At 61.0% G+C, this 24,679-nt stretch carries 21 protein-coding genes; 10 read left to right on the top strand and 11 right to left on the bottom strand.

What is annotated here, in order from left to right; translation table 11 throughout:
• Positions 1-107: 107 nt before the first annotated feature.
• Both NAT49_RS04245 and NAT49_RS04240 read left to right on the top strand, forming a co-directional pair.
• The gene (locus tag NAT49_RS04245) at positions 108-677 is read left to right on the top strand and encodes a histidine phosphatase family protein (protein ID WP_251590737.1); all 570 of its coding nucleotides are present in this window, start codon (positions 108-110) and stop codon (positions 675-677) included.
• A gap of 31 nt (positions 678-708) precedes the next feature.
• A complete protein-coding gene (locus NAT49_RS04240; protein WP_251590736.1) occupies positions 709-1,266 on the top strand; it encodes a DUF1415 domain-containing protein in 558 nt (185 codons plus the stop codon).
• 6 nt (positions 1,267-1,272) lie between these two features.
• Here NAT49_RS04240 and NAT49_RS04235 read toward each other — a convergent pair whose 3' ends face one another.
• Both NAT49_RS04235 and NAT49_RS04230 read right to left on the bottom strand, forming a co-directional pair.
• Positions 1,273-1,488 carry a hypothetical protein gene (locus tag NAT49_RS04235; RefSeq protein WP_251590734.1) on the bottom strand — a complete coding sequence of 72 codons (216 nt, stop codon included), beginning with the start codon at positions 1,486-1,488 and terminating at the stop codon, positions 1,273-1,275.
• Between the two features lie 176 nt (positions 1,489-1,664).
• On the bottom strand, positions 1,665-2,534 hold the full coding sequence (locus tag NAT49_RS04230; RefSeq protein WP_251590731.1) for an aldo/keto reductase: 870 nt from the start codon (positions 2,532-2,534) through the stop codon (positions 1,665-1,667).
• A gap of 215 nt (positions 2,535-2,749) precedes the next feature.
• On the opposite strand from NAT49_RS04230, the gene NAT49_RS04225 reads away from it, so the two are divergent.
• A complete protein-coding gene (locus NAT49_RS04225; protein WP_251590730.1) occupies positions 2,750-4,066 on the top strand; it encodes an MFS transporter in 1,317 nt (438 codons plus the stop codon).
• 61 nt (positions 4,067-4,127) lie between these two features.
• Here NAT49_RS04225 and fucP read toward each other — a convergent pair whose 3' ends face one another.
• The gene (gene fucP / locus NAT49_RS04220; protein WP_251590728.1) at positions 4,128-5,429 is read right to left on the bottom strand and encodes an L-fucose:H+ symporter permease; all 1,302 of its coding nucleotides are present in this window, start codon (positions 5,427-5,429) and stop codon (positions 4,128-4,130) included.
• Between the two features lie 286 nt (positions 5,430-5,715).
• Between fucP and recC the strand changes: the two genes are divergently transcribed.
• From recC to NAT49_RS04200, 4 genes are all read left to right on the top strand, one after another.
• On the top strand, positions 5,716-9,177 hold the full coding sequence (gene recC, locus NAT49_RS04215; protein ID WP_251590722.1) for an exodeoxyribonuclease V subunit gamma: 3,462 nt from the start codon (positions 5,716-5,718) through the stop codon (positions 9,175-9,177).
• A 28-nt stretch (positions 9,178-9,205) separates the two neighbouring features.
• Positions 9,206-9,775: a UbiX family flavin prenyltransferase gene (locus NAT49_RS04210; RefSeq protein WP_251590714.1), complete on the top strand. Its 570-nt coding sequence runs from the start codon at positions 9,206-9,208 to the stop codon at positions 9,773-9,775.
• Positions 9,776-9,929: 154 nt separating this feature from the next.
• A complete protein-coding gene (locus NAT49_RS04205) occupies positions 9,930-10,931 on the top strand; it encodes an XdhC family protein (RefSeq protein WP_251590712.1) in 1,002 nt (333 codons plus the stop codon).
• Positions 10,928-11,527: a nucleotidyltransferase family protein gene (locus tag NAT49_RS04200; protein WP_251590710.1), complete on the top strand. Its 600-nt coding sequence runs from the start codon at positions 10,928-10,930 to the stop codon at positions 11,525-11,527. Before NAT49_RS04205 ends, NAT49_RS04200 begins: the two co-directional genes overlap by 4 nt.
• On the opposite strand, the gene NAT49_RS04195 is transcribed toward NAT49_RS04200, so the two are convergent.
• Positions 11,521-12,585 (bottom strand): C45 family autoproteolytic acyltransferase/hydrolase, encoded by a 1,065-nt coding sequence (locus NAT49_RS04195; RefSeq protein WP_251590708.1) that lies wholly within the window; start codon positions 12,583-12,585, stop codon positions 11,521-11,523. The two genes, NAT49_RS04200 and NAT49_RS04195, sit on opposite strands and share 7 nt — an antisense overlap.
• Positions 12,586-12,694: 109 nt before the next feature.
• Between NAT49_RS04195 and recB the strand changes: the two genes are divergently transcribed.
• Positions 12,695-16,396, top strand: a complete 3,702-nt coding sequence (gene recB, locus NAT49_RS04190) for an exodeoxyribonuclease V subunit beta (RefSeq protein ID WP_251590706.1) — start codon at positions 12,695-12,697, stop codon at positions 16,394-16,396.
• Positions 16,380-18,347 (top strand): exodeoxyribonuclease V subunit alpha, encoded by a 1,968-nt coding sequence (gene recD, locus NAT49_RS04185; RefSeq protein ID WP_251590692.1) that lies wholly within the window; start codon positions 16,380-16,382, stop codon positions 18,345-18,347. Before recB ends, recD begins: the two co-directional genes overlap by 17 nt.
• 39 nt (positions 18,348-18,386) lie before the next feature.
• On the opposite strand, the gene NAT49_RS04180 is transcribed toward recD, so the two are convergent.
• Together NAT49_RS04180 and NAT49_RS04175 are read right to left on the bottom strand one after the other, a co-directional pair.
• On the bottom strand, positions 18,387-18,968 hold the full coding sequence (locus NAT49_RS04180; RefSeq protein ID WP_251590690.1) for a 3TM-type holin: 582 nt from the start codon (positions 18,966-18,968) through the stop codon (positions 18,387-18,389).
• Positions 18,965-19,261 (bottom strand): hypothetical protein, encoded by a 297-nt coding sequence (locus tag NAT49_RS04175; RefSeq protein WP_251590689.1) that lies wholly within the window; start codon positions 19,259-19,261, stop codon positions 18,965-18,967. Before NAT49_RS04175 ends, NAT49_RS04180 begins: the two co-directional genes overlap by 4 nt.
• Before the next feature lie 164 nt (positions 19,262-19,425).
• Here NAT49_RS04175 and NAT49_RS04170 point away from each other — a divergent pair, with 164 nt between their 5' ends.
• A complete protein-coding gene (locus NAT49_RS04170) occupies positions 19,426-20,268 on the top strand; it encodes a RibD family protein (RefSeq protein WP_251590687.1) in 843 nt (280 codons plus the stop codon).
• Here NAT49_RS04170 and NAT49_RS04165 read toward each other — a convergent pair.
• From NAT49_RS04165 to NAT49_RS04145, 5 genes are read right to left on the bottom strand one after another with little or no spacing between them, the layout of a single operon-like run.
• On the bottom strand, positions 20,202-21,149 hold the full coding sequence (locus NAT49_RS04165) for a lysylphosphatidylglycerol synthase transmembrane domain-containing protein (protein ID WP_285835993.1): 948 nt from the start codon (positions 21,147-21,149) through the stop codon (positions 20,202-20,204). The two genes, NAT49_RS04170 and NAT49_RS04165, sit on opposite strands and share 67 nt — an antisense overlap.
• Entirely contained in the window at positions 21,149-22,036 is an 888-nt protein-coding gene (locus NAT49_RS04160; protein WP_251590683.1) for a class I SAM-dependent methyltransferase, read from the bottom strand. The genes NAT49_RS04165 and NAT49_RS04160 overlap by 1 nt, the downstream gene beginning before the upstream one ends.
• Positions 22,033-23,082 (bottom strand): glycosyltransferase family 4 protein, encoded by a 1,050-nt coding sequence (locus NAT49_RS04155; protein WP_251590681.1) that lies wholly within the window; start codon positions 23,080-23,082, stop codon positions 22,033-22,035. The genes NAT49_RS04160 and NAT49_RS04155 overlap by 4 nt, the downstream gene beginning before the upstream one ends.
• Positions 23,082-23,495, bottom strand: a complete 414-nt coding sequence (locus tag NAT49_RS04150; protein WP_251590679.1) for a 6-pyruvoyl trahydropterin synthase family protein — start codon at positions 23,493-23,495, stop codon at positions 23,082-23,084. The genes NAT49_RS04155 and NAT49_RS04150 overlap by 1 nt, the downstream gene beginning before the upstream one ends.
• A complete protein-coding gene (locus tag NAT49_RS04145) occupies positions 23,483-24,499 on the bottom strand; it encodes a zinc-dependent alcohol dehydrogenase (protein ID WP_251590677.1) in 1,017 nt (338 codons plus the stop codon). Before NAT49_RS04145 ends, NAT49_RS04150 begins: the two co-directional genes overlap by 13 nt.
• Positions 24,500-24,679 lie beyond the last annotated feature (180 nt).

Here is a 24,679-nt window from a genome sequence, read left to right as displayed (position 1 = left end):
GCCGATTAAGCGGATGCGCGCTTGGCCGATAGGCATCTTACGCGCCGATGCGCTACACTCGCTCGCCTTTCCAAGGTGCGATATATCGATCAACGCCAGGTACCGATATGAGCCTTTTGACCAAACCGTTCGTTTTTCTACGACATGGTGAAACCTTTTACAATCGCGCTCGTATCATCGCCGGGCGCTTTGACGTGCCTCTGACCCCGGAAGGAGAGCAGCAGGCCCGCGACGTTCAGGAGCTTTTGGACCGCCCCTGGTCCTACATTGCCGTAAGCTCGATGTTCAGAGCTCGTAAGACGGCTCGCCTGGCTATTCCAGGCGGACGATTTCACATCTTCGACGGGCTTCGCGAGCGTGACTGGGGCGATCTGGAAGGCAAGCCTTACCGTCACCCGATGCCCTATACCTCAACATCGCTGCCGGGCGGCGAGTCCTGGGATGTGTTCCAGACGCGCGTGATCGGCGCGATCAATGAGGTGCTCGCGCACCATGAGTATCCCTTGTTCGTTGCACATTCAGGCGTTTTCCGCGTTATCCGGTTTGCAACGCTTGGAACGCACGAAGGCCCCCGGGTCAAGAACGTGTGCCCGGTGGTGTGCACCCCGGGTGAGGGCAGTGAAGGCTGGTCTCTGACTTCGATGAGCGACGTCGAAGCGTTCGAACCGACCGTCTAATCGGTTACCGCTCAACACAACGGAGTTTCTATTGGCACTTGTTATCGACCATCCCGCTCAAGACGCGGTAAGCCGCTGGGTTGAAGACGCCGTGATTGGCGAGAATCTTTGCCCCTTCGCCCAGCGTGAGTGGCTTGCACACCGCGTCCGCCTGTGCGTCAGCGACGCAGGCGATCTGGACACGGTGCTGTCAGATCTGATGGATGAACTGAATCGAATCGATCAATCCGATACTCTGGAGACCACGCTTGTGATCCTGGGTGAGGGCGGCGGTGACTTTGACGAGTACCTCGACTGGCTCGAAGCCTCGAACCTGCTGGTCTTCAAGATGGGGCTTGAAGGCAAGTTTCAGCTGGCAAGCTTTCATCCCGAGTATCAGTTCGAGGGCGAAGCGTTCGAGGACGCGTCGAACTTCACCAACCGTGCCCCGTGGCCGGTCCTTCACATACTGCGCGAGGAAAGCGTCGAAGCAGCGCTTGCCTCCGTTGACGACCCCGATGCGATCTTCGAGCGCAACCAGGCGCACGCCCGGGCGCTTGGCACTGCGTACTGGCAATCACTGTTGGCGCGAAGCCACGGTACGTCCTGAGAAAGGTTAGCCGGTCTTTCGTTTGCGTTTGCTGACGGTGTAAAGCGTGATACCCGGCGCATGACCGTGCTGTTCGAAGTACGCCTTGCGCTTTTGCCACTGCTCGATCCGGCTTTGCTGGCGCAGCTCGTGAAGGCTTTGGATCGAATCGGAAAATGCAGCAGTCGGCACGCTCGAATGTGAGCGGCCGGCCACACGACAAACGTCGTTTGAGATGGACATGTTCGTTTCCCTGTCGTTTATTAATGCCACTTTTTTTGATGGGCATAGCGTGCATCCTTTTCACGCTAATTTCTGTGCGGTAACGCCTGGAAACACAGAGGGCCTAATTGTAGCTAAATGTTACAGGGAGTTCGATGATTGATATGCGGCGCACCCGCTAGGCGCGCCGTTTTACGTTAGATGATATCGAGCGGCTGTTTAGCGGATGGCGGGGGAAAGGCGCCGTCGATGTTTTCGAGCTCCTGCGGGCTTAGAGTGATGTCCATGGCAGCAACGTTGGCCTCGAGGTGTGCCTCGTTCGACGTCTTGGGAATGGCCAGTACTCGGTGCTCGCCGTTAACGGCGCGAATGGCCCAGGCCAGAAGAATTTGAGTCACGCTTGCGTGATGGTGCTTGGCGATCTCGGACAGAAGCGGATGGTTGGATAGCCGCTGGAAATGGCGGCCGCCGCCCTGAGACAGGGGGCTATACGCCATGACCGGCATGCCAAGACGCGCCATTTCGGGCATCAGGGCATATTCGATCCCCCGGGATGCCATATGGTAGAGCACTTGATTGGTGGTGCATTCCGGACCGAACGCGGTTTTTTGAAGATCGGCCATGTCGCTCACATCGAAATTCGAGACGCCAAAGCGCTGAATCTTGCCTTCCTCGCGCAGCCGGCCGAGCGAGTCAATGGTCTCCTCGAGTGAGGCTGCCCCACGCCAGTGCAACAGGTACAGATCGAGGGTCTCGGTTTGAAGGCGCCGAAGACTTCGCTCGCAGGCATCGCGCACATTATGGTAGCCGGCGTTGCCTGGCAGCATCTTTGACACCAGAAATGCCTGATCGCGTCGGCCCTTGAGCGCTTCGCCAACCACTTCTTCGGACCCACCGTTGCCATACATTTCAGCTGTATCGATCACCTTGAGCCCAAGCTCGAGGCCGCGCTGCAATACGGCGATTTCATCCTTTCTCGGTGAGCGGCCTTCGCCCATGTGCCAGGTGCCTTGCCCCAATGCGGGTAGGGCCGTGCCATCGTGCAGATAAACGGTAGGTCGGGTCATGCAGGCTCCTTGAGGTGCCGCGTTGGGTGGGCCGGGCGTTCATGCCGGTGGACTGGATGTGTATCGACACGCGCGATAGTTCATTGAGGGGGGGCAGAGCCCGACTTGTCAACGTCTGCCTTGGTCGAGGCGGGTTCACAGGCTGTGCTAAAGTGCCGTCGCTGCGCTTGAGGCAGCAGGACACGGCACGTACACCATTAAAAAAAGACAGAGTCATGACCACACATATCCCCCACAAGGAACATTCAGAGCCCGTCCATGATGAAGGGCGCAGGCTTTCGGGCCAGGACGCCAAGACATTGTCGCTATCGGCGCTCGGCGGCGCGCTCGAATTCTACGATTTCGTTATCTATGTCTTCTTCTCGACCGTCGTCGGCACGCTGTTCTTTCCAAGCGACATGCCCGACTGGATGAGAAACGTGCAGACGTTCGGTATTTTTGCCGCGGGGTATCTCGCGCGCCCGCTCGGCGGGGTCATCATGGCTCATTTCGGTGACCTGCTCGGGCGAAAGAAGATGTTCATGTTCAGCATCTTTCTAATGGCGGTGCCGACGCTGTTGATGGGGCTGTTGCCCACGTACGAGACCATCGGCATCGCCGCGCCGCTTCTGCTTTTGTTGATGCGTGTGCTTCAGGGCGCGGCCATCGGCGGCGAGGCGCCGGGAGCGTGGGTGTTCGTCACCGAGCACGTCCCTCGTCGGCACATCAACTTTGCCTGCGGCTCGCTCTCCTGTGGGCTGGTCGGGGGCATTCTGCTCGGCTCGATTATCGCGACCCTGATCAACGCCTTCTTTTCGGCAAGTGAGATCAACGACTGGGCCTGGCGGCTGCCGTTCATTCTTGGGGGCGTGTTGGGGTTTGTGACCATGTATCTACGCCGCTGGCTGCATGAAACGCCGGTGTTTGCCGAGATGCAGGCGCGCAAGACGTTGTCCGAGGAACTACCGGTCAAGCGCATCCTGACCCAGCATGGCAGCTCTGTCGTGCTGTCGATGGGCGTAACGTGGCTGTTGACCGCGGCGGTGGTGGTGACGGTGCTGATGACGCCGCCGCTTCTGAAGCAGGTGACCGGCATTGACGCGCAGCTGATGCAGGAGGCCAATACGATCTCGATCGTGTTCGTGATGATTGGATGTCTGGTGGCAGGGTTCATGGCGGACCGGTTCGGGGCAGGCAAGGTGCTGGCCCTTTTTAGCCTGGGCCTTGCGATCACCTATGGCATCTTCTATTCCAGCATGCTCAAGGCCACCGATCACGTCTTCTCGCTTTATGCGCTGTCGGGCTTTTTTGTCGGGCTTGTCGGCGTGGTGCCGGGCATTGCAGTCAGCTCGTTTCCGGCCGCGATCCGGTTTACCGGGCTGTCGTTTTCCTACAATGTGGCCTACGCGATTTTCGGCGGGCTGACGCCCATGGGCGTGTCGTTTTTCATGGCGGTCGATCCGCTGGCGCCGGTCTATTACATCGCCTTCATCGGGGTACTTGGCGTGATGATCGGCGTGTGGGCCACGCGGCGGGCGCAGGCTCACGCCTGATGGCTTGATCGAACGGCATAAAAAAACCCCGCATGAGCGGGGTTTTTTGTAGGCGGAGCACTTACGCGACCGGGGTCTGTACCTTGGAGCCCTTGAAGCCGTAGAAGGCAATGAACAGGTAGCACAGAAGCGGCAGGAAGAACGCGACCTGCAGGCCGATGGTGTCGGCAAGGCTTCCCTGAAGGACCGGAATCAGTGCGCCACCGACGATCGACATGATCAGAAGGCTTGAGGCCTTGCCGGTCAGCGGGCCGAGTTTGGCGATGCCGAGGGTGAAGATGGTCGGGAACATGATCGAGTTGAACAGGCCAATCGCGACGATCGAGTACATCGCAAGGTGTCCTTCGGTCATGATGGTGGTGCCAACCAGCGCAGCGGCGATCAGGCCGAACACACCCAGAAGCAGTTCAGCGCGAACGTAGCGCATCAGATACGAGCCGACAAACCGGCCGATCATGGCGCCCCCCCAATAGAACGTGACCAGGTGCGCCGCGCTTGATTCACTCATGTTGCCGATGTTGGGCATGGCCAGGTAGTTGACCATGAAGCTGCCGATGGAGACTTCGGCGCCCACGTACAAAAACAGCGCAACCATGCCGAGCAGCACGTGGCGATGGGCGAGGGCGTCCTTGAAGGTGTAGCTGGTCTTCTCATCTTCACCGGAGGCCTGATCCTTGAAGTGCGGCAGCTTCCAGAAAAAGATCACGGCAGAGAGCACCGCAAGCACCAGGGCCAGCACCAGATAGGGAACCTGAACGCTTTGCGCCTGTTCGATCTTGTAGGCGGTGGCCTGGGCGTCGGTCATCTGAGCGATCTGCTCGGCGCCGAGTACCGCGCCGGAGAGGATCACGGCGCCACCGATCAGCGGGGCAACGGTGGTGCCGAGCGAGTTGAAGGCCTGGGCCAGATTCAGACGGCTCGACGAGGTCTTTTCCGGACCAAGCAGCGCCACATAGGGGTTGGCCGAGACCTGCAGCATGGTGATGCCGCTTGCCAGCACGAACAGCGCCAGCAGGAACAGACCGTAGGACGGCACCATCGCGGCCGGAATGAACATCAGCGCGCCAAGGCCTGCAATCAGAAGACCGAGGCTGATGCTGTTCTTGTAGCCGATGCGGGTCAGCACCTTGGCTGCCGGCATCGACATGATGAAATAGGCGCCGAAGAAGGTGAACTGAATCAGCATCGACTGGGTATAGTTCAGTGAGAAGACGGCTTTCAGGTGCGGGATCAGGATGTCGTTGAGACAGGTAATGAAGCCCCACATGAAAAAGACGGTGGTCACGACGGCAAACGGGCCGTTGTGCGTGCGTTCGGAGCCGCTGTGCCCGGTTGAACGGGCCGAAGGGGTTGAAGATGTCATCGTGGATTTCTCATGCCGAGCGGGTGCTCGTGGTGTATGGTCGTCTGCCCTTGAAGTGCCCTTGTGGACGGGGAGCAGTGCATGAAGCCGGTGCCGGCCCGCCAGGCGGTGCTGACACGATTTAGCGTGGGCGCAACCTTACCATGGCTATGTCAGTCATAGGATGTGCCAAATCTGTCTTTTAGACTAACGTCGAAGTTGTCTTCGGGCGTCTTTCCGTGGTGGCCACGGCTGTTGTCGACCCGGCTTTCTCGCTAGGATGGGTCGATCAAGCAAGGGAGTTGCCATGTTTACCGTGATCCACGCCAATCACGTCGAAGATCTGAAATCGCTGGCGCTGTCGGTCATCGAACGCCATCCACTCGACCCCCTCGACGATGAAACCTTCATCGTGCAATCCAACGGCATGGCCCAGTGGCTTCGGCACGCCCTTGCCGAACACAGCGGCATTGCGGCGGCGCTCGATTTTCCCATGCCATCCTCGTTTGCCTGGCGTGCCTACCGGGCGGTGCTTGGCGACGACATTCCCGAGCGCTCCCCGTTTGACAAGCCGGCGCTGACCTGGCGCCTGATGCGACTTCTTCCCGCGCTGAGTACACGCCCAGAGTTCGAGCCGCTGGCGCACTATCTTGAAGGTGAGCGCTATCCGCGCCCGGACGTGCTCGAGCGCAAGCGGTATCAGCTGGCGGCGCAGCTTGCGGATCTGTTCGACCAGTATCTGGTCTATCGGCCTGAATGGATGGCGGCCTGGCAGGCCGGCGAGGACGCCCCTGACACGCTTCGAGACGACGAACGCTGGCAGCCGATGCTCTGGCGGGCACTGCTCGAGGACGCACAACCGGAGCTTCGGGACCAGCACCGGGCAGCGCTGCACGAGCGCTTTCTTGCCCGAGCCCGGGCGCTTGAGACCGTGCCTGCAGGGCTTCCCGGACGCGTGTTCGTGTTCGGGATTTCGGCGCTGCCGATGCAGGTGCTCGATGTGCTGCACGCGCTGTCGAATGTGGTCGAAGTGGTGCTGTTGATGACCAATCCGTGCCGGTATTACTGGGGCGATGTGGTGGCCGACCGCGAGGTGCTTGGCCGTGAGCTTGCCAAGCGCCGCCACGCCGACAAGCCCGGGCTCGACGTGGTCGACCCCGAGCTGCTTCATTTGAGCGCGAACCCGATGCTTGCAAGCTGGGGGACTCAGGGGCGCGACTTTCTGGTGTCGTTGTATGAGTTCGAGGCGCACAATCCGTTTTCGCTGGAGCAGGACCTCTTTCGTGATCGCGTCGAGTGTGAGCAGGCACCGCTCCTGCACCAGCTTCAACAGGACATTCTCGATCTCACCCACCCGAGTGAGCACGTGGTGGACGGTCAAAAGCGCCCGGTGCCTCTGGACGACGATTCGGTCGCGCTGGTCAGTGCGCATTCCCCGCTTCGCGAAGTTGAGATTCTGCGGGATCGACTGCTCGATGCCTTCGAGCGTCGCCCCGGCCTCAAGCCCCGCGACGTGATCGTCATGGTGCCGGACGTCAACGCCTACGCGCCATTGATCGAGGCCGTGTTTGGCCAGATCAGTCCGTCGCGCTCGGACTACATCCCCTACACCATCGCCGATCAGCAGGCGACCCAGGCCGACCCGCTGCTGGTGCTGGTGCTTTCCCTGCTCGATCTGCCCAATGAGCGCCTGGGTGTTTCGACGCTGCTGGACTGGCTCGATGTCCCGGCGTTTCGTCAGCGCTTTTCGATTGACGACGCCGAGCTTGAACTGCTCGGGCGCTGGCTCCGTGACAGCGGGGTACGCTGGGGCATGGATGGCGCCCACCGCGAGCGGCTGGGGTTGCCACCGCTTGAGGGCAATACCTGGATGTTCGGATTGAAGCGGATGCTGCTTGGCTACGCCAATGGCGACAGCGCGGCGTTTGCAGACATCGAACCCTTTGATGAAGTCGGCGGCATCGACGCTGCGCTTGCCGGCCGGCTGGCGGAGCTTCTGGAGATCCTCATGCGTCAGAGCGCGCTGCTTGAGTGCGCGCGCGGCCCCGAGCAGTGGCAGCAGGTGATCGTTGCGTTGATCGAGGCGACGCTCTCGCCCGAGAGCAGCAGCGACTGGTTCATCATCGACCGGCTGCAGCAGAGTCTGACCGAGTGGGTGGCGGAGTGTCAGTGTGCGTCGTTTGATGGTGATCTCTCTCACGTGGTGGTGCGCGACGCGCTTCAGGAGCGACTGGACGCCGGCGGCCTTGCGCAGCGCTTTCTGGCCGGCAAGGTCAACTTCGCGACCCTGATGCCGATGCGCGCCATTCCATTTCGGGAGGTTGTGCTTCTGGGGATGAACGACGGCGACTATCCGCGGGCGCGACTGCCGCAGGACTTCGATCTGATGGCGGCTCGCCCGCGCGCCGGAGACCGCTCCCGCCGCGACGATGACCGCTACCTCTTTCTCGAGGCACTGCTCTCGGCGCGTGAGCGGTTGACGCTTTCCTGGGTCGGGCGCGATCAGCGCGACAACACCGAGCGGGTGCCGTCGGTGCTGGTCGGTGAATTGATCGACACGCTCGACATCGGCTGGTGCAGCGCCAAGCGCGGCCCGGTGCTTGAGCAGGTGCTGACCGAGTACCCTCTACAGCCGTTCTCGCGGCGCTATTTCGACGCCGGCCGTTCCGACCGGTTATGGACGTTCGATGAGCACTGGGCGCGCCTTTACGCTCGTGTTGCCGAGCCGTCGGTGCCGGTGCCCGAGGCTGCGCTTCCCGAGACGCCCTTGACCCTTTCGGAGCTTGAGCGGCTGCTGCGTCGGCCGTTTCAGGTGTGTCTGGGCGCGCGACTTGGCATCGGATTTCAGGAGCCCGAAGCGCTCGATGATGACCGCGAACCGTTTTCGCTGAATGCCCTTGAGGTGCATCAGATCAAGCAGGCGTTTCTGGAAGAGCTTGCCCGCGACGGCGCCGCCGCGGCGGAGCACATGACCCGTTGGCAGCGCCGTGGCGCGCTCCCGGCACTCGGCTTTGGCGAGCACTGGATGACGACGGTAGAAACGCCGGTTACTGCGCAGTGGGCGCATTGGCAGGCCCTTGAACCGTCGTATGTGGCCCTCGAGCGCCCGCTGACGCTTGCCCTTACTCATGAAACGCTGCATGGCGCGGTGTCGCTTCGCGACCGGCTGGACGGTTTTCGCACCGATGAGGCCGGCGTGCTGTGGCGCTGGCACGTGTTGCCCGGGCATTACGGCCATTTCAAGCGTGCGCGGGACGGGCGCCTTGTCGAGTACGGCAAGCCGCACCGGCTGTTCGGCCCTTGGGTGGCGCAGCAGTGTGCCAGCGCGTGTGGCCAACCGTTTACGCTTGGGGTGGTGTTCGAGGATCGCGTGTTGACCTGCGTGCCACCCTCGCATGAGGAAGGGCGTGCCCGGCTCGAGTCACTGCTTGAACTCTGGGCTGAAGGCTGGCAGACGCCACTTCCGAGTGTGGCCGCCCTTGGGGTTCACTGGTGGTCGCTGGCCGGTGCTGACGAGGGCGAGGGCGAGGGCGACGGTGAGGATAAGTCGGGCGATCCGCGCCTTGAGCGGCTTCGTGAACGTTACGAGGAGGGCATCTATAACGGCCCGGCGCCTGTTCGCCGTCAGGAACCGGCCATGAATGAGCTGTGGCCGAACATCGAGGCGTTGATGGATGCAGGGTTCGAGCGCGTGAGCGAGGCGCTTTATGGCGCGTTCTGGTCTGATCTGAGCACCCGCGTCGAACAGACCACCTCGGGCGGGCTATAATGAGCGGCTGACAGTTAAGGAGCAGTTCATGACGCAGGCGTGTCCCGATCGTTTGATCATCGGTATCTCCGGTGCCTCCGGCGCCATCTATGGTGTGCGCCTTTTGATGTTGTTGCGCGATACACCGATTGAAACCCACCTGGTGATGACCCCGTCGGCCGAGGTGACTCTGGCGCACGAAACCGATTGGAAGGCCTCTGAGGTCAAGGCACTGGCCGATCAGTGCTATAGCGCCAAGGACATCGGTGCGGCAGTCTCTAGCGGGTCCTTCAAGACCCTCGGCATGATCGTGGCGCCATGTTCGGTGCGCTCGATGTCGGACATGGCCACCGGGTCCACCTCCACGCTTCTGACCCGCGCTGCTGACGTGGTCATGAAGGAGCAGCGCAAGCTGGTGCTGATGGTGCGTGAGACTCCGCTTCACCGCAATCACTTGAAAAACATGACCTCGCTTGCCGAGATGGGTGTGATCATCGCACCGCCCGTACCGGCGTTCTACGCCCGCCCTCAAAGTCTCGAGGCGATGGTCGACCATAGCCTCGGGCGTGTGCTTGATCTGTTCGATATTGATCTGGGGACGGTCACGCGCTGGCAGTAACGCCTTTGACAGTAACGTCTCCAACAATAACGCCTCTGACAGCCAGCCATGGCCTTGTCCATCGGCAGTAACATTTAAGCAGGCTGACAGCAGCGCCGGTGGCGATAAGGCGTGAGCCTCTTATACTTAAGTCCACTATGGACAGGAGGTCAGTATGCATCACATGGATGTGCGGGTGCTCGAGCAGGCGCTTGACTGGGCGCGCTCGGGGCAACCCATCTGGTTATGTACGGTGGTGTCAACCTATGGCTCATCGCCGCGGCCCCCGGGTTCGCTTCTGGTCGCGCTTGATGATGGGCGCTATGTTGGCTCGCTGTCGGGAGGGTGCGTCGAGGACGCGTTCATCGAGTCGATCCGCGATGGCGCGCTTTTTCCTCACACGGTGCAATGCATCGACTACGGCGCCACCCAGGAGGAGAGTCAGCGGTTGGAGCTTCCCTGTGGTGGGGTGCTGCGGGTCATGATCGAGCGCCGTGAGGCCAACGCCGAGTGGCTGACGCACCTCGAGGTGCTGCACGCAACGCTTCTGGGACAAAAGCAGCTTATTCGTCAGGTTCAGCTCGATGGTGGGCGCTACCGGGTGTCGCTTGATCAGGCCACGCCCGCGCCGGTAGTGCGCGAAGACGACGCGACGATCTACGTTCGCATTGGCCCCGCACTCAGACTGATTCTGGCCGGCATCTCGCCGGTGGCGGAATACTGCGCCCACTTTGCCCGCACCATGGGATTCGAAGTGATCGTCTGTGACCCGAGAGCCGACAAGCGGGCGGGCTTTGACGTGCCAGGCGTTGAGGTTCAAAGCGTGCTGCCGGCGCTGTTCATCGCCTCCGGAGCGACCCACGGTGCGACCGCGATCGTTGCGCTTACTCACGATCCGCGCCTTGATGATCCCTCGATGATCGAGGCGGTCAAGACCGAGGCGTTCTATATCGGGGCGATGGGCTCGGTCAATACCTCGCGGACGCGCGCGGCGCGGCTTGCGCGCTCAGGCGGGCTCAGTGACGCCCAGATTGCGCGAATTCACATGCCGATCGGCTTGAACCTTGGCAGCAAGGCGCCGGCGGAAATCGCGCTGGCGGTGATGGCGGACATCCTGCGAACGCACCGGGGCGTTGAGGTCAACGACGTTGTCAGCCGCGCACGTGTGCCGGCGTGACGCTGCCGGTCATCCTGCTGGCGGCGGGCTGCAGCCGCCGCTTCGGCGACGCGGACAAGCGCCTGGCACGGATAAGCCCGAGCGAGACGCTGCTCGAGGCGTCGCTGACCCCGTTTTCCGATCGCTCCATTCATCTGGCACTTCGCTTAAGTGACCGTGGCGCGCCGTGGCTTGACGCGCTGTGCGCGCGCTTTCCAACCGTTCAACCCGTCTTCTGCACGCGATCGGAGCAGGGCATGGGCGCAACCCTTTCTGAGGCGCTCTCACGCAGCGAGGCCAAGCTCGACAAGGACGCCGTTCTGGTGGCCCTTGGTGACATGCCGTCGCTGACCCCGGAGGTGGTTGAGCGCGTTGAAGCCAGTGCCGGCGCCTTGAACATCGTGCGCCCCTGGCTGTTACGCTCGAATGGCGCCGGACTTCCGGGGCATCCGGTGGCGTGGGGGCGCGCGTTCTGGCCGGCGCTCAAGGGCCTGACCGGGGATAACGCCGGAAAATGCGTAATCGCCGCGCACCCTGAGGTGCTGGTGCGTCTTGAGATGAGCGATCCACGAGCGTGCCACGACGTCGACCGCCCGGACGCACTCAGGCGCTATTGAGCCTCGAAGTGAAACGTGTGTTGCGGGGTCTCGGGGCCGGGCCGGCCGAAGCTGTAGCGCAGGCTGCGCTCCTTCAGATTCATGACAATCGTGAACAGCGTCTCCATCCGTTCGGCGGCCGGCCGCTCGGGATCGACGTATCGGCAGATGCTGTTGGGCGCGCCGTGCTCGTCGCTCAAGCGTTCGAACAGGGTGTCGAAGGAGGGCGCAGTGTCCTGGCTCAGGGCGCGCAGACGCTCGAGCCGGTCGAAGGAATCCGGGTTGGGAAAGTCCTCAAGATCCGGGGGAAGGTGGCGTGACACCAGATGGTTGGTGTGAAAAAGGGCGCCTTTTCTTGGCAGCATTGCGGTGTCGCCCATCGGCGAGACTTCCACCGAGGCGGCCTTGCCGTCTGCATCCGCAATCAGAAAATGCGCCGGTGAGGCCGTGCCGATCTCATCGACCATGTCGAGGGCGTGTTCGACCCCATCGCTTTCGAGAATGCGGCGCAGCATCACGTGTACCGGCAGCTTGGGCTTGCAGATGCGCGAGCGCAACGCATTAAGGCAGACCCCGACCCCGAGCGCGTTCATGCCGATCTTGCCGATGATGCCGGCCTCGGTAATCATGTGGATCGCGGGCTTGTTGTCGGGGTGAAGTGTGAGCGCCACCAGGGCTTCACGTTGATCCGGAATCCAGTCCCAGTTCTGGGCAAGCCACAGGCTGTCATCGTCCGGGTGGCGCTGATAAAGCGCCGAACAGCCATCGCTTTGAACGGGACGGCCTGCGTGGGTCAGAACGATTTCGCTGCGGGCATTGAGTACCAGAATATCGAGAAGATCGACCCGTGCGCCGTCGGCAATGCCGGCCATTTCTTCCAAAAGTTCCGGGCTTGCCTGTTCGATCGCCGGCTTGAAGGTCTCGGCGGTGCGTCGGGCCTCGCGCCAGTCGATGCCCGCCACTTCCTCGAACATGCGCCGGTAGTTGGCAAGGCTCAACCGGATCTGTTCTTCGGCCATTTGGCCATGCGTTTCGCCCAGGCTCCAGTGGCTGCCGCGGGCTTCGATCTGTGTCACCATAGAATCCAATCCTCGATTGAACATTGGGTGTGCGAAGACGTTCAGCATGGGCCTATCCGTGTGTGACGTCGAGTCCCTGTTACCAACCCTTGGGTAAAAACGAGCCTTCATGAGCCAGCCTGCGATCAATGAGGGCGCCCAGGCGCTCGATATTCCAACCTTTCCCCTGACCGGGCGTCGGCTGATCGAGGCCAGCGCCGGTACCGGCAAGACCTTTACCCTGGCCGCGCTCTATGTGCGTCTGATTCTGGGCCATGGCGGTGAGGCCGCATTCGTGCGGCCGATGATGCCGCCGGAAATTCTGGTGGTGACCTTTACCGAGGCCGCGACCCAGGAGCTGAGAGATCGAATTCGCGCACGCCTTATGCAGGCGCGTGATGTGCTTTTGGGGATCAAGATGCCGGACGCCGTGCTCGAGGCGGTGCTTGGTAGCATCGAATCGGAGGCGGCCAGTCGCGGCGCGGCGCGGCTCGATCAGGCGGCGCGGCTGATGGACGACGCGGCAATCTTTACCATTCATGGGTTCTGCCAGCGCATGCTCAAGCGCCACGCGTTTGATAGTGGCAGCCTCTTTGCCTCGACGCTTGTGCAGGACATCGCCCCGCTTTATCAGCAGGTGGTCGATGACTACTGGCGCCGGCGTTACTACCCCCTTGAGGGCGCGCTTCAGCGTCTTATTCTTGAGCGGTGGTCCGGACCGGATGCGCTGGCGGCGGCGGTGTCGCCGCTGCTTCAAGGTGGGCGGCCTGCGCCTTTATGCTGGGCCGGTGAGCGGGTCGAGGCGCCGGCCTCCGTTGCCGCGGCGCTTGAGCCGGTGATCGATGCCCAGACCGAGAGCCTTGCCCAGAAGCGCGCCCTTCGCGACATGTGGGTCAGCGGCCGTGAGGCGATGACCGCCGAGATCGAGGCTGCGATCTCTGAAAAGCGCGTGAATGGGCGAAGCTTCAAGCAGGACGACCTCGAGCCCAAGCTGTCTGCGCTTGCCGACTGGCTGGAGGATGGCACGCAGATGACGCCACCTCGAGCGATTCGCGATTCCAAGGGCCATTTCTGGTGCGGTCAGGCCCGGTTTGACGCCGCGGCCAACAAACAGAAGACGCCGCCGAGGCATGCCTTTTTCGAGGGGCTGGATCGCTATCAGGAGACGCTTTCCTCGATCACCGAGCCTACTCCGGCGCTGCTTGCCCACGCGCGTGACGAGATCAGCGAGGCGCTTCTTTTTGAGAAGCGCCGTCAGGCGCAGTGGACGTTTGACGACCTGCTCAACGAGCTCGACAACGCCCTGAGTGGCCCGGCCGGGCCTCGATTGGCCGAGCGTATTCGCACCGAGCTTCCGGTGGCGCTGATCGATGAGTTCCAGGACACCGACCCGACCCAGTACCGCATCTTTTCGACCATCTATCCGGACCCGGCCGCCGAGGATCATGCATTACTTTTGATCGGGGATCCGAAGCAGGCCATCTACGGCTTTCGAGGGGCGGACATCGCGACGTATCTGAGCGCACGGCGTTCGGCGCGGACGCACCACACCCTCGTTCGAAACTTTCGCTCGACCCACGCCATGGTCGATGCGGTGAATCAGTTGTTTTCGATGCGGGCGGTGCCGTTTTCCCATGAGGACATTCCCTTTCAGCCGGTTTCGGCCAAGGGGCTTGAGCGCACGTTTGTGCATCGTGATCAGGTGGCGCCGGCGCTGACGTTCTGGTGGCCAAGCGCCGTTGAGAGCATCGGAACCGGTGAGTATCAACGCCAGATGGCGACTGCGCTGACGCGAGACGTTCAGTCGCTGCTCGCCGGAGGGCAGGCAGGCACCAGCGGCTTTGACACGGCCTCGGGCGAGCGAGTCCCGGTGCGGCCAGCCGATATTGCGATTTTAGTGCGCACGGGGCTTGAGGCCGAGCGCGTCCGTGAAGCACTGGAGGCGGGCGGCATCAAGAGTGTCTATCTCAGTCAGAAGCGCTCGGTGTTCGAGTCCGATACCGCGTTTCAGCTTCTGCAGGTGCTCGAGGCTGTTGCGTCCCCCCGAGACGATCGGCGCCTCAAGGGCGCACTTGGAACGCGTCTACTGAGTAATGGGCTGGGCGACGTCGTGGCGCTGATCGACGATGAGCTTGGATGGGAATCGATGATCGAGCGCTTCGATGAGTATCACCGTCGCTGGCGCAGAGAGGGTGTTCTGCCGATGCTGCGTGCGGTGATGCATGAGTTCGAGGTGGGCGCGCGGCTATTGGCGCAGCCTGACGGCGAACGGCGGCTGACCGATTTCCTGCATTTGGGAGAGCTTGCCCAGAAGGCCAGCCAGTTTCTCGATGGCGAACAGGCACTTCTTCGCTGGATGCATCGTGGGCTTTCCGGGCGCTTCGATGAAGGCCTTGATGCCGATGCCCTCGTTCAACGGCTTGAAAGCGATGATGCACTGGTGCGTGTGATCACGCTGCACAAGTCCAAGGGGCTTCAGTATCCGATCGTCTACCTGCCGTTCATCGGCAACTACCGTGACGCCGCGACGGGTAACGGGCCCGTGCCGGTACTTGATGCCGAGGGCGGGAAGATGCTTGCCTGGCATCTTGATGAGGCGCAGCGATGCGAGGCCGAGCAGGCGCGACTCGAGGAAGATGTGCGGCTTCTTTATGTGGGGCTGACGCGGGCGCAGTTCGCCTGCCGGGTAGGGCTTGCGCCGGTGTACAAGGGGCGCAAGGCGCGCTCGCTGCCAAGCGATGCCACCACGCTTTCAAACGCGGCGATTGGCTGGCTGGTTGCCGGCGACGCCGAGTGCGGTCAGACCGGCGCTGAGATCAAGGCCCGGCTCGAGGCACTCAGTATCAATGAAAGTATTGCGTGCACCGTACCGCCCGAGGCGGTGATGTCGCCGCCCCGGTTTGACCGCGAGACCCACGATTGGCAAGGCGCGCGGATCTTTGACGGCGCAATCGACCGCCGGTTTTTCATGACTTCCTATTCAGGGGTCATGGCGCTTGCCGGTTCCGGTCAGCAACCGGCAGCAGAGATCGGCGAAGGGCTTGATACCGAAGTGCTCAAGGAGCGTACCCCGACACCACCACCGCCCGGACGAACGCTTCTGGCGTTCGAGCGTGGGCCTAGAGCGGGCACGTTTTTGCACCATGTGCTGGACCGGGTCGATTGGGCGCGGCTTGGAACCCCCGCGCATGATGACGCACTCGGTGAGTGGCTCGACGCGCGGCTGGCTCAGTCCGGGTTCGAGACGCGCTGGCGTGTGCCGTTGATGACGGCTGTGGCCGTGCTTGGGCAGCGTGCGTTCGTGCCCGAGGGTCGGCTGATCGATATGCATCGGTGGCGTACCGAGCTCGAGTTCTGGCTGTCGGTGCCGTCGGTCGAGCTTGCCGAGCTCGACCGCATCATTTGTGCGCTTGATCCGTTACCCGTGCGTCGCCCAGCCCTTGGTGACCGAAAACTTCACGGCATGCTCAAGGGCTATATCGATCTGGTGGCCGAGTTCGATGGGCGCTATTACATCATCGACTGGAAATCCAACCATCTGGGCGAGGGTGTCGAGGACTATGACGAGGCGTCGATGGCGCGTGCGATCGCTCATCATCGCTATGATGTGCAGTACTGGCTCTATAGCCTGGCGCTGCATCGGCTGCTGCGCGCACGCCTTCCAAATTACGACCCGGAGCGCCATTTCGGCGGCGTGCGCTACGTCTTTCTACGCGCGTTGGCCTTTCCCGAGGCGGACGGTTTTTGGTGCCGCCGGCCTGATCCCCAGGCGCTTTCGCGGCTCGATGTGCTGTTCAACGACGAGGTGAGTGGCGATGCCCGCACAGTTTGACCTACCCGCACAGTTTGACCTATGGAACGAGTCGACGACGTCGCCTGAACTGTCTGTTGATGAGGTGCTTGCCACGCTTGAACAGTGGCACGAGTGGGGGTGGCTGCGTGCGCTTGATCTGCATTTTGCCCGGTTTCTGCAGGAGCTCGGTGAGGGCCGTGCCGAGGTGCTGATGCTTGCGGCACTGACCAGCCATCAGGCCGGTCGGGGGCATATCTGCCTGGTGCTGAGCGAGCTGGTGGCACGGCCGTTCGAAACGCTCAAACTGCCGCCCGAGCCGATGGGGCAGCAGGGGGCACCGGCGCTTTTGAAAACGCTTGCAGGGTATGGTCTTGACTGCCTCGAGCGTGCGTTGGCGAGCGCGTCGGTGGTCGATGCCGTGCATCCTGAGTCAGGCAGTGCGCCGCTGGTGTTCGAGCACGGTCTGCTGTATCTGCGCCGGTTCTGGGCCAGCGAGCGTCGAATCGCGCACCACATCAACGTGCGTATGAGGAGCGATACACCGGGCGCGCCATCGAGCGAGGCTCTGGCTCACTTGTTTGGTGCCTCGCCCAGTGATGAGACTGATTGGCAGCAGGTGGCGTGCGCGCTGGCGCTTAGACAGCGGTTCGCCGTGATTTCCGGCGGCCCCGGCACCGGCAAGACCACAACGGTTGCCAAGCTTCTGGTGCTGCTTCAGCAGCAGTCATTGGCGCAGGGTGGCGAGGCGCTGTCGATTCAGATGGCCGCCCCCACTGGCAAGGCGGCTGCGCGGTTGACGGAATCGATGGCGGGGGCGTTGACGAAACTGCCGGTATCGGAGGCGGTTCGAGCGCATTTGCCGCGCGAGGCCATGACGCTTCATCGCCTTTTGGGTGCGCGCCCGGATACTCGTCGGTTCAGGTTCAATGAAACCCATGTGCTTGAAACCGATGTGCTGCTGGTCGATGAAGCGTCGATGGTGGATCTCGAGTTGATGGCGGCGTTAATGGATGCGTTAAAACCTCGGGCGCGCCTGATTCTTTTGGGTGACCGCGATCAGCTGGCCTCGGTCGAGGCAGGAGCGATTCTAGGTGATATCTGTGCCTCGGCCTGGCCCCCGGCGTTCAGCGAATCGATGTGTCGCTACCTCGAACACACCACCGGCGCCGACCTGACCGTTACAACCCATGAAGGTGGCATTGCCGATCATGTGGTGGTGCTTCAAAAGAGCTACCGATTCTCGGATCACAGTGGCATTGGGCATTTGGCTCGGGCGATCAACCAAGGGGACATCGCCCAGGCGCGGGCCGTCGTGTCGAAAGGGTTCAGTGACATCGCGCTGACACAGATCGAGGCGGGCGAGCGTACGCATGTCTACCTGGCCGTTGAGGGGTACCGCGCCTATCTCGAGGCCATCGAGGCAAATGCGTCGCCAGCCGAAGTGCTGGCCGCTTTTCAAAAATATCGAATGCTGTGCGCGCTTCGTCAGGGAGATTGGGGGGTAGAGACCCTCAATGAGCGCATCGCCGAGGCCTTGCAGGCTCGTGGCTGGATTGATCAGAGCAGCGGCTGGTACGTCGGCCGCCCGGTTTTGATCACACGAAACGATCGCCAGTTGGGGCTCTATAATGGTGACATCGGTATTGCACTGCCGGATCCGGCCGCCGAGGGACGACTGCGAGTCTTTGTGGATCAGGGCGAGCGTATTCGCTCGGTGCTGCCTGCCCGGCTGACGCACGCCGATACGGCGTTCGCCATGACGGTGCATAAATCGCAGGGCTCTGAGTTCGAGACCGTAACGGTGGTCATGCCCCCCTCGGACTCGGCCATCATGACCCGCGAGCTTCTCTATACGGCACTGACTCGAGCGCGGTCGATGTGTACGTTGTGCATTGCCGATACCGAGGTGTTTTTCAACGCCTTAACACGCCGTGTACAGCGCTCCTCGGGCCTGTCGCAGCGTCTTGGTGAACTGACTGACCAACGGTAATAAAAAAAGCCCGCTCGAGTGAGCGGGCCGGAGAGGGGGTCAGTGACTGCCGCGAGAGCGCGTCATTAGTGAGTCCATGAGCGAGGTTGGTCGAAAGCCGAGTGAGGCAAGGCGTTCAGAACTCATGTGACGAATGTTGATGCCGAGCACGGCCCCCATCGATACCGTCAGCATGACGATGGCATCGACGACATTGGCGATCTGACTTGGGTCCTGAAAGACCGAGATGCCGAGGATCAGGCTGATCCAGCCGAACGAGAAGGCCATGGTCCAGCCGATCGCGGAGCGCCAGCCGCTTTTGTAGGTATTGCCGTTTTGAAGCTCCGCCTGCATGGTGGTGTTGATGGCCTGCCGTTGTGCGGTTTGAGCCTTGAGCTGATTTTCTTCCTGGCGCGTAGTAGCTTCAAGCGTTGCTCGTTTGAGCTCGGTTTCAAGTTCGGCAAGCTTGACTGCGGCCTTGGGGTCGGTTTTCAGTGCGGTCTCGACCGCGTCCGGCGAGTTATTTACCCCAAGAGTCGAGGCGATGGCCTGGCCGACCACGTGTCCAGCGGGGCCTGCCAGTGCTTGCCCAAGCGCCGGTGCGAGAGAGGCTACGGTATTGGTAATGGTTGTCCAGTTCATCGTTGTACCTCCACAAGGGATGTGTTGTCGCGTTGTTGTTTGATCCGGCTCAGAAGTTCGCGGTAATTGCGTTCTTCCTGTTCAGCTAATACGACCCACAAACTCTCTGGGTACTGATCCGGTGTTGAGGGCGACATCCGTCCTTGAATTGAGAGCTGAACCTCGTGGCGCAGTGCCATGTCGTGCGTCGCCATGAGGGTCTGTCCTGCCCAACTGATAAGTCCTGTTATCAGTACCGTCAGTGCCGAGAAGAGATGGGTCGATCCAGGAAACGTCTGGGTCTGAGTTGTCATCTCTGTGCTCCTGATTGGTGAGGACGAGACAATAGTCACAAATAGTTGCGTAAAGTTACATTGGAGGCCGGTGTAAGCACGCCTCGAGACGCCTTTTTTTTAACTAGCAGCCTGAAACGCGACGAACTATGCTGAGTTAAACTTCGTCTAACTCTAGGAATTCAATGACAAAAATAACTGTAAAGGGTGATTTCTGGTCGGCGATAAAAGCACTCAAGCATCACGCATGGACGGGGCAACTAGAGCTTGAATGTCTGTCTGGCCGCATTGAAATAGCGCCTGAGGGCACATGGCGTGCACTGACGCCGATCGATGATGTCTCTACTTATCTATGTGATGTGTATGTGCCGCTGGTCTCGTTCAGATATCCGATGACCCTCGGTCAGCTGGGACAAAGCCTGGATGGCCGTATCGCGACGGTCACCGGTGCCTCGCGTTATGTAACCGGCCATGAAAGTCTGGTTCATCTGCACCGTGTGCGGGCGCTGGTGGACGCGGTATTGGTCGGGGCGGGAACGGTCGAGGCGGACGATCCGCGGTTGACCGTGCGTCACGTCGAGGGCGATCAACCCACTCGCGTCGTGCTGGATCCGAACGCGCGGGTGTCGGCGCAGAGCAGTCTGTTTCACGATGAGGCGGCGCCAACGCTGTACCTGAGTTGTGTCGAGCGTGACCACCCCCTGCCGCCGCATGTCGATTGCCTGCTGCTTGATGCGGACGCCCAGGGCTCGAAAATCTCCACTCGAGCGATTCTGGATGCGCTGCACGCCCGGGGACTCAAGCGAGTATTGATCGAGGGCGGTGGGCTGACGGTCTCTCGGTTCGTGGCCGAAAGGACGCTTGATCGGCTTCATGTCACGGTCGCACCCATGCTGATTGGTTCCGGCCGGCCAGCGATGACGCTGCCCGAGATCATCTCGCTCGATGATGCCTTGCGGCCTTATTCCCGTACGTTTGCCCTTGGCAAGGATGTCTTGTTCGATCTGGTGTTCGATGACGTGCGTTGACTCCGCCGTCGCATCAGAAAGATCACCGCACCCGGTAGGCTCGACACCAGTACCAGGGTGCCGTAAAGGATCGAAATGGCAACGCCTTCGCTCGATGAGAACCCGGCAATGCCCCACACCACGGCGGCAGCACTTTCTCGCACCCCCCAGCCGCCGATCGACAGCGGCACGACCATGGCCATGAGAATCGGTGGAATCAATGCCATAAGGGTCGCGTTGTCGAGCGGGCTGTCGAGTGCGCGCGCGCAGCAGGCAAACACACCGATGTAGGTGCCGACGATGATCAGCGAGCTTGCAAGCTGCTGTAGCCACACCTCACGGGTCAATAAGCTCAAGCGCACATTGTTCAGAAAGTGGCCTGCAGCCGTTCGGAAGTGCCAGACAAGGCCGGCTGCAATGATCACGGCGCTACCGGCGAGCGGGGCGATGATGATGCCGGGCAAGTGCAGTAACCGGTCAAATGGGGCCAGCAGTATCGGGTGAGCGATCAGCGTGATCAGCCCGATCGTCAAGAGCGCGAGCTGGCCGGATAGACGTTCGATGATGACGGCGTGGATGGCGCGCGCCTTCTGGTCACTGTCCTTGCTGTGACGCCAGGCGCGTGTAATGTCGCCGCCGATGCCGCCCGGAAGTATCTGATTCAAGACAGTAGCCAAGTAGTATTCTTTCAAGGCGACCGAAAAAGGCAGGGAAAGCTTCAAGGCGTGGGCGGTGAGCTGCCAGCGCCAGGCTGACAGCAGAAATTGAGGCACAGTCAGCGCAAGCCCTGCGGCCAACCAGCCGGCGGAGGGTGAGCTCAGCGTGTGGTAGATGTGTGAAAAATCGAGGGTAGCGAACATGATCGCTATCACACCGATCAGTAGCGTCACCCTCAAGCGCATTACGCGGTCGCCTTGTCCGGGGCTGGGACCACTAAAAGATCCTTGTGGCCCACGACAATGGTGGCGTGGCCGGCCTGAAACTGTGTCAGGCGTCGGCTATACCAGTGCTCGAGCTGACTGTGCAGCGATTTTGGGGCAATTTCCCTGGCCGCCGCCACGCGCTCTCGAAGCAAACGCTCACCCAATGGCTGAGCGGATATACCCACTTCGCGGTGTATACGCCACGGAGTATCGTGCACGGTCACTCGATAGCCTGCGCGCTCGAAATGCTGCGAAGCGCACGACCAGCCGTCAGGGCCACAGGCCGTACCGAGCCCGCGCTCCTGGCGCTGATGGTCGTTGATGAGCTGTGCCATCGTCTGATCCATGGCTTCGAGCACATCGTGATCATTATCGCTATCAGGCCGGGCATCGATGGAAAAGTGGCCGTCCACACTCAGTGCAAACAAGCCCACCTGAGCGTGACGCATCATGTAATCGGCCAGCCGTGAAAGCCAGTCATCCGACACCAGATCAAGCAGCGCCGAAGCCGTCACTAGATGCGTATCTGACGCGATTACGGCGGCAGGATCAGTAATAGACGCTGTTTGCGTCGTGAGCGTCAATTCGGCAATGGGTGCGGGGTGGAGCCGAGCAGCCTCGAGCAGCGCCGGGTCATGATCGACCAGATGCCAGTGCTGAGCGCCTGTGAGTTTGGGGGCCAGAAAACGCAGGTTGCTGCCACGCCCTGCGCCCAGGTCGGTCACGGTCAATGGCGAGAAGGGAAGGGCCTGCTTGAGTGCGTCACTCAAGCCATTATCTCGGGCATGGTGGTCAGCCGGCTCTCGAAGGGCAAGCCAGTCCGTTTCGAACTGGCTGCCCTTGGCCATTTGATAGGGCGTTGTCATGCGGTCTGGGCGAGGTGCAGGGCTTTCATGAAGCGGTAGCCCGTGTCTGTCCAGCGGCGAAGATGCTCGCGCGCAGTCAGCGCGCCCTGCGTAAGCTTCTGACGCTCGGCAGGAACCTCGATCAGTCGCCCGAGGGTGGTTTTCAGTGCTTCGGTATCCCCGGTTGGCAGCACGATTCCGGCGTCCTTGGGCAGCGTATCCATCAAGGCACCGCCTTTCATGGTCACTACCGGCACACCGAAAGCGATCGCTTCATTGATGACCATGCCGTAGCTTTCAAAATACGACGGCAGCACGAAGAGATAAGCCCGCTTGTAATACTGCGCCAGCGCATCGCCCTGACGCTCGCCGAGCAGGTGCACGCGGTCTTCCAGGCCATGGGCGGCAATGCGGGCCCGTACGTCCTCGACGTATTCAGGTGCGCGATCAAGCGCGCCGACCAGGTCACATTCCCACTCGAGGTGCTTCAGATCGGCCAGTGCATCGACCAGCAGCGCTTGCCCCTTGCGCGGTGTGACCGTTGCCACACACAGAAGCCTCGGCGGGTGCCGGTCCGGTTGGCCGAGCGGGAAGCGGTCGACGCCGGGCTCAACCACGTGGATGGCGTCCGGGGACACGTTGTAATTGGCCAGGCGTTCGACCATGAAGCGGCTGGTCACGATGACGTCATCGACAGCGGCGAGTGTGCGAATTTCCTGATGCTTGTAATGCACGCGCATGGCTTCGGTTAGCCCGGTTTCATCAGCAAGAGGCAGATGCACGATGGCCGTGATCGTCAACCGGTTCTGATGGGTTTCGATCAACTCTGGAAAGTTACCAATGCACAGGCCATCCATGACGGCGCGAGCGCCGTCCGGCAGCTCGTTAAGATGATGCTCGAGCGAGGCGCGCGCGGTCTCGTCGCCTTCCGGAAAGGTGCCATCGACTTCGATGACCCGCACATTGATGTCGTGCCGCGACAGAGTTTCCATCACGCGCGCGTTGTAAAGATACCCGCCGGTCAACTGATGGATGGAGCCGGCTGAAAAGAAGTATAAGTCGTTCATTATGAGGTGCTCCCTGTCAGTTCGCCGTCATAACTTGCCCAGGCGATGTGCGATTCATGCAATGTCACCGTCATGGCTTCAAGCCCCTTGCCGCCGTCTCCCAGAGCGCCGGTGTCGATGGCGCTTGCAAGTCGGTCGAATACAGCTTTTGCCATGAATTCTGTAGTGGTGTTGCGACCCTTGAATTCTTCGAGTTCGTTTAGGTGTTCGAAATTGAACTCTTCGAGCACGTTAGAGAGCGTTTGACTCGCCAGGCCGATATCCACGACCAGGTCGTCGCTGTCGAGCGTCTTGCGCTTGAAGGTCACGTCGACCACATAGGTTGCCCCGTGAAGCTTTTGTGCGGGGCCAAAGGTGTCACCATGAAAGCTGTGCGCGATCATGAAATGGTCACGTACGGTCAAGCTGAACATAACAGTCCTTGTTCGTCGTTGGGTGAAGCGGTGTAGCGGACGCGATGACAAAGCGTTGCATCATCATCAAGGATGACGCCATATCGCTTTGGAAGCGAGGAAAACAGGCTTTCGCCGCTGATAAGGTGGTCAAGAATCGGGTCGTTCAAGAGTTCGAGGGCTTTTGCAAGACGCCGGCCGTAATCCCAGCGAGGTTTCTGGCAGGGTGCAAGCGCACCGACCTGGCTCGACCGAAGGGTCAAGCGTTTGGCATGAAATGCCTGACCAAGCGGCACCTCAACGGGAGTGTCGCCATACCAGCTCATTTCGATGATACGTGCTTCCATGCCGGCAAGTTCAAGCGCCGTGCACAGGCCTTCAGGCCGGCCGCTGGCGTGAATAATGAGGTCGCGCTCTCCTGATGCCTCGGACTGATCCAGCACATGATGAAGGTTCAACTGAGAAAGCAGCGTGCATCGCGTTTTATTTGGGTCAACGACCTCAACGTCGGTGCCGGGCACTTTGCTACAGAGATAGGCCACCAGGGCCCCGACCACGCCCGCGCCGATCACGGTAATGCGCTCGCCGGCAAGTGGCGCTGCGTCCCAGCACCCATTCAGGGCCGTTTCCATATTGGCTGCAAGAATCGCGCGCTCGGCTGGAACCTTATCCGGTACGACCACAACGCTCGAGCTCGGTACGTCGAACACATCCTGATGCGGATGCAGCGCAAAGACCGTCTTGCCGAGCCAGTGGGCCGGCCCTTCGATAACCGTGCCCACGCAGCTGTAGCCGTATTTGACCGGAAAAGGGAAGGTGCCTTCCTGAAAGGGAGCTTGCATGCGTTCGAACTCGCTCTTAGGAACGCGCCCGTTGAACACAAGTCCCTCGGTGCCTTTACTGATGCCGCTGTACCGGGTTTTAACCCGCAGGGTCCCGTCAGGCCGGCCATGCAGGGGCGCTTCAATCAGCTCGCCATGACGACGATGGGGGATCCAGAAAGCCTGGGCATGGTGTTTGGTCATAATGGTTCCTGCACAGGGTATAAAAAGGCAACGCGCCGTCCTTCCTTTAGTTAAGTTCATTTAGGCCATATGTCAATTAACCTTATGTTTTAGCTGCGTTTTTGAAGACAGGTTTAAATTAGGATTCTCTTTTTGGCTGGTGAGTCTCTGTTCAATGCGGACAAGCGTGTTATGTACTAT

This window comes from Larsenimonas suaedae, from assembly GCF_023712105.1.
Taxonomy (GTDB): Bacteria; Pseudomonadota; Gammaproteobacteria; order Pseudomonadales; family Halomonadaceae; genus Larsenimonas; species Larsenimonas suaedae.
The sequence above is the reverse complement of the archived record's forward strand: the minus strand, read 5'-3'. Positions and strand labels throughout refer to the sequence as shown.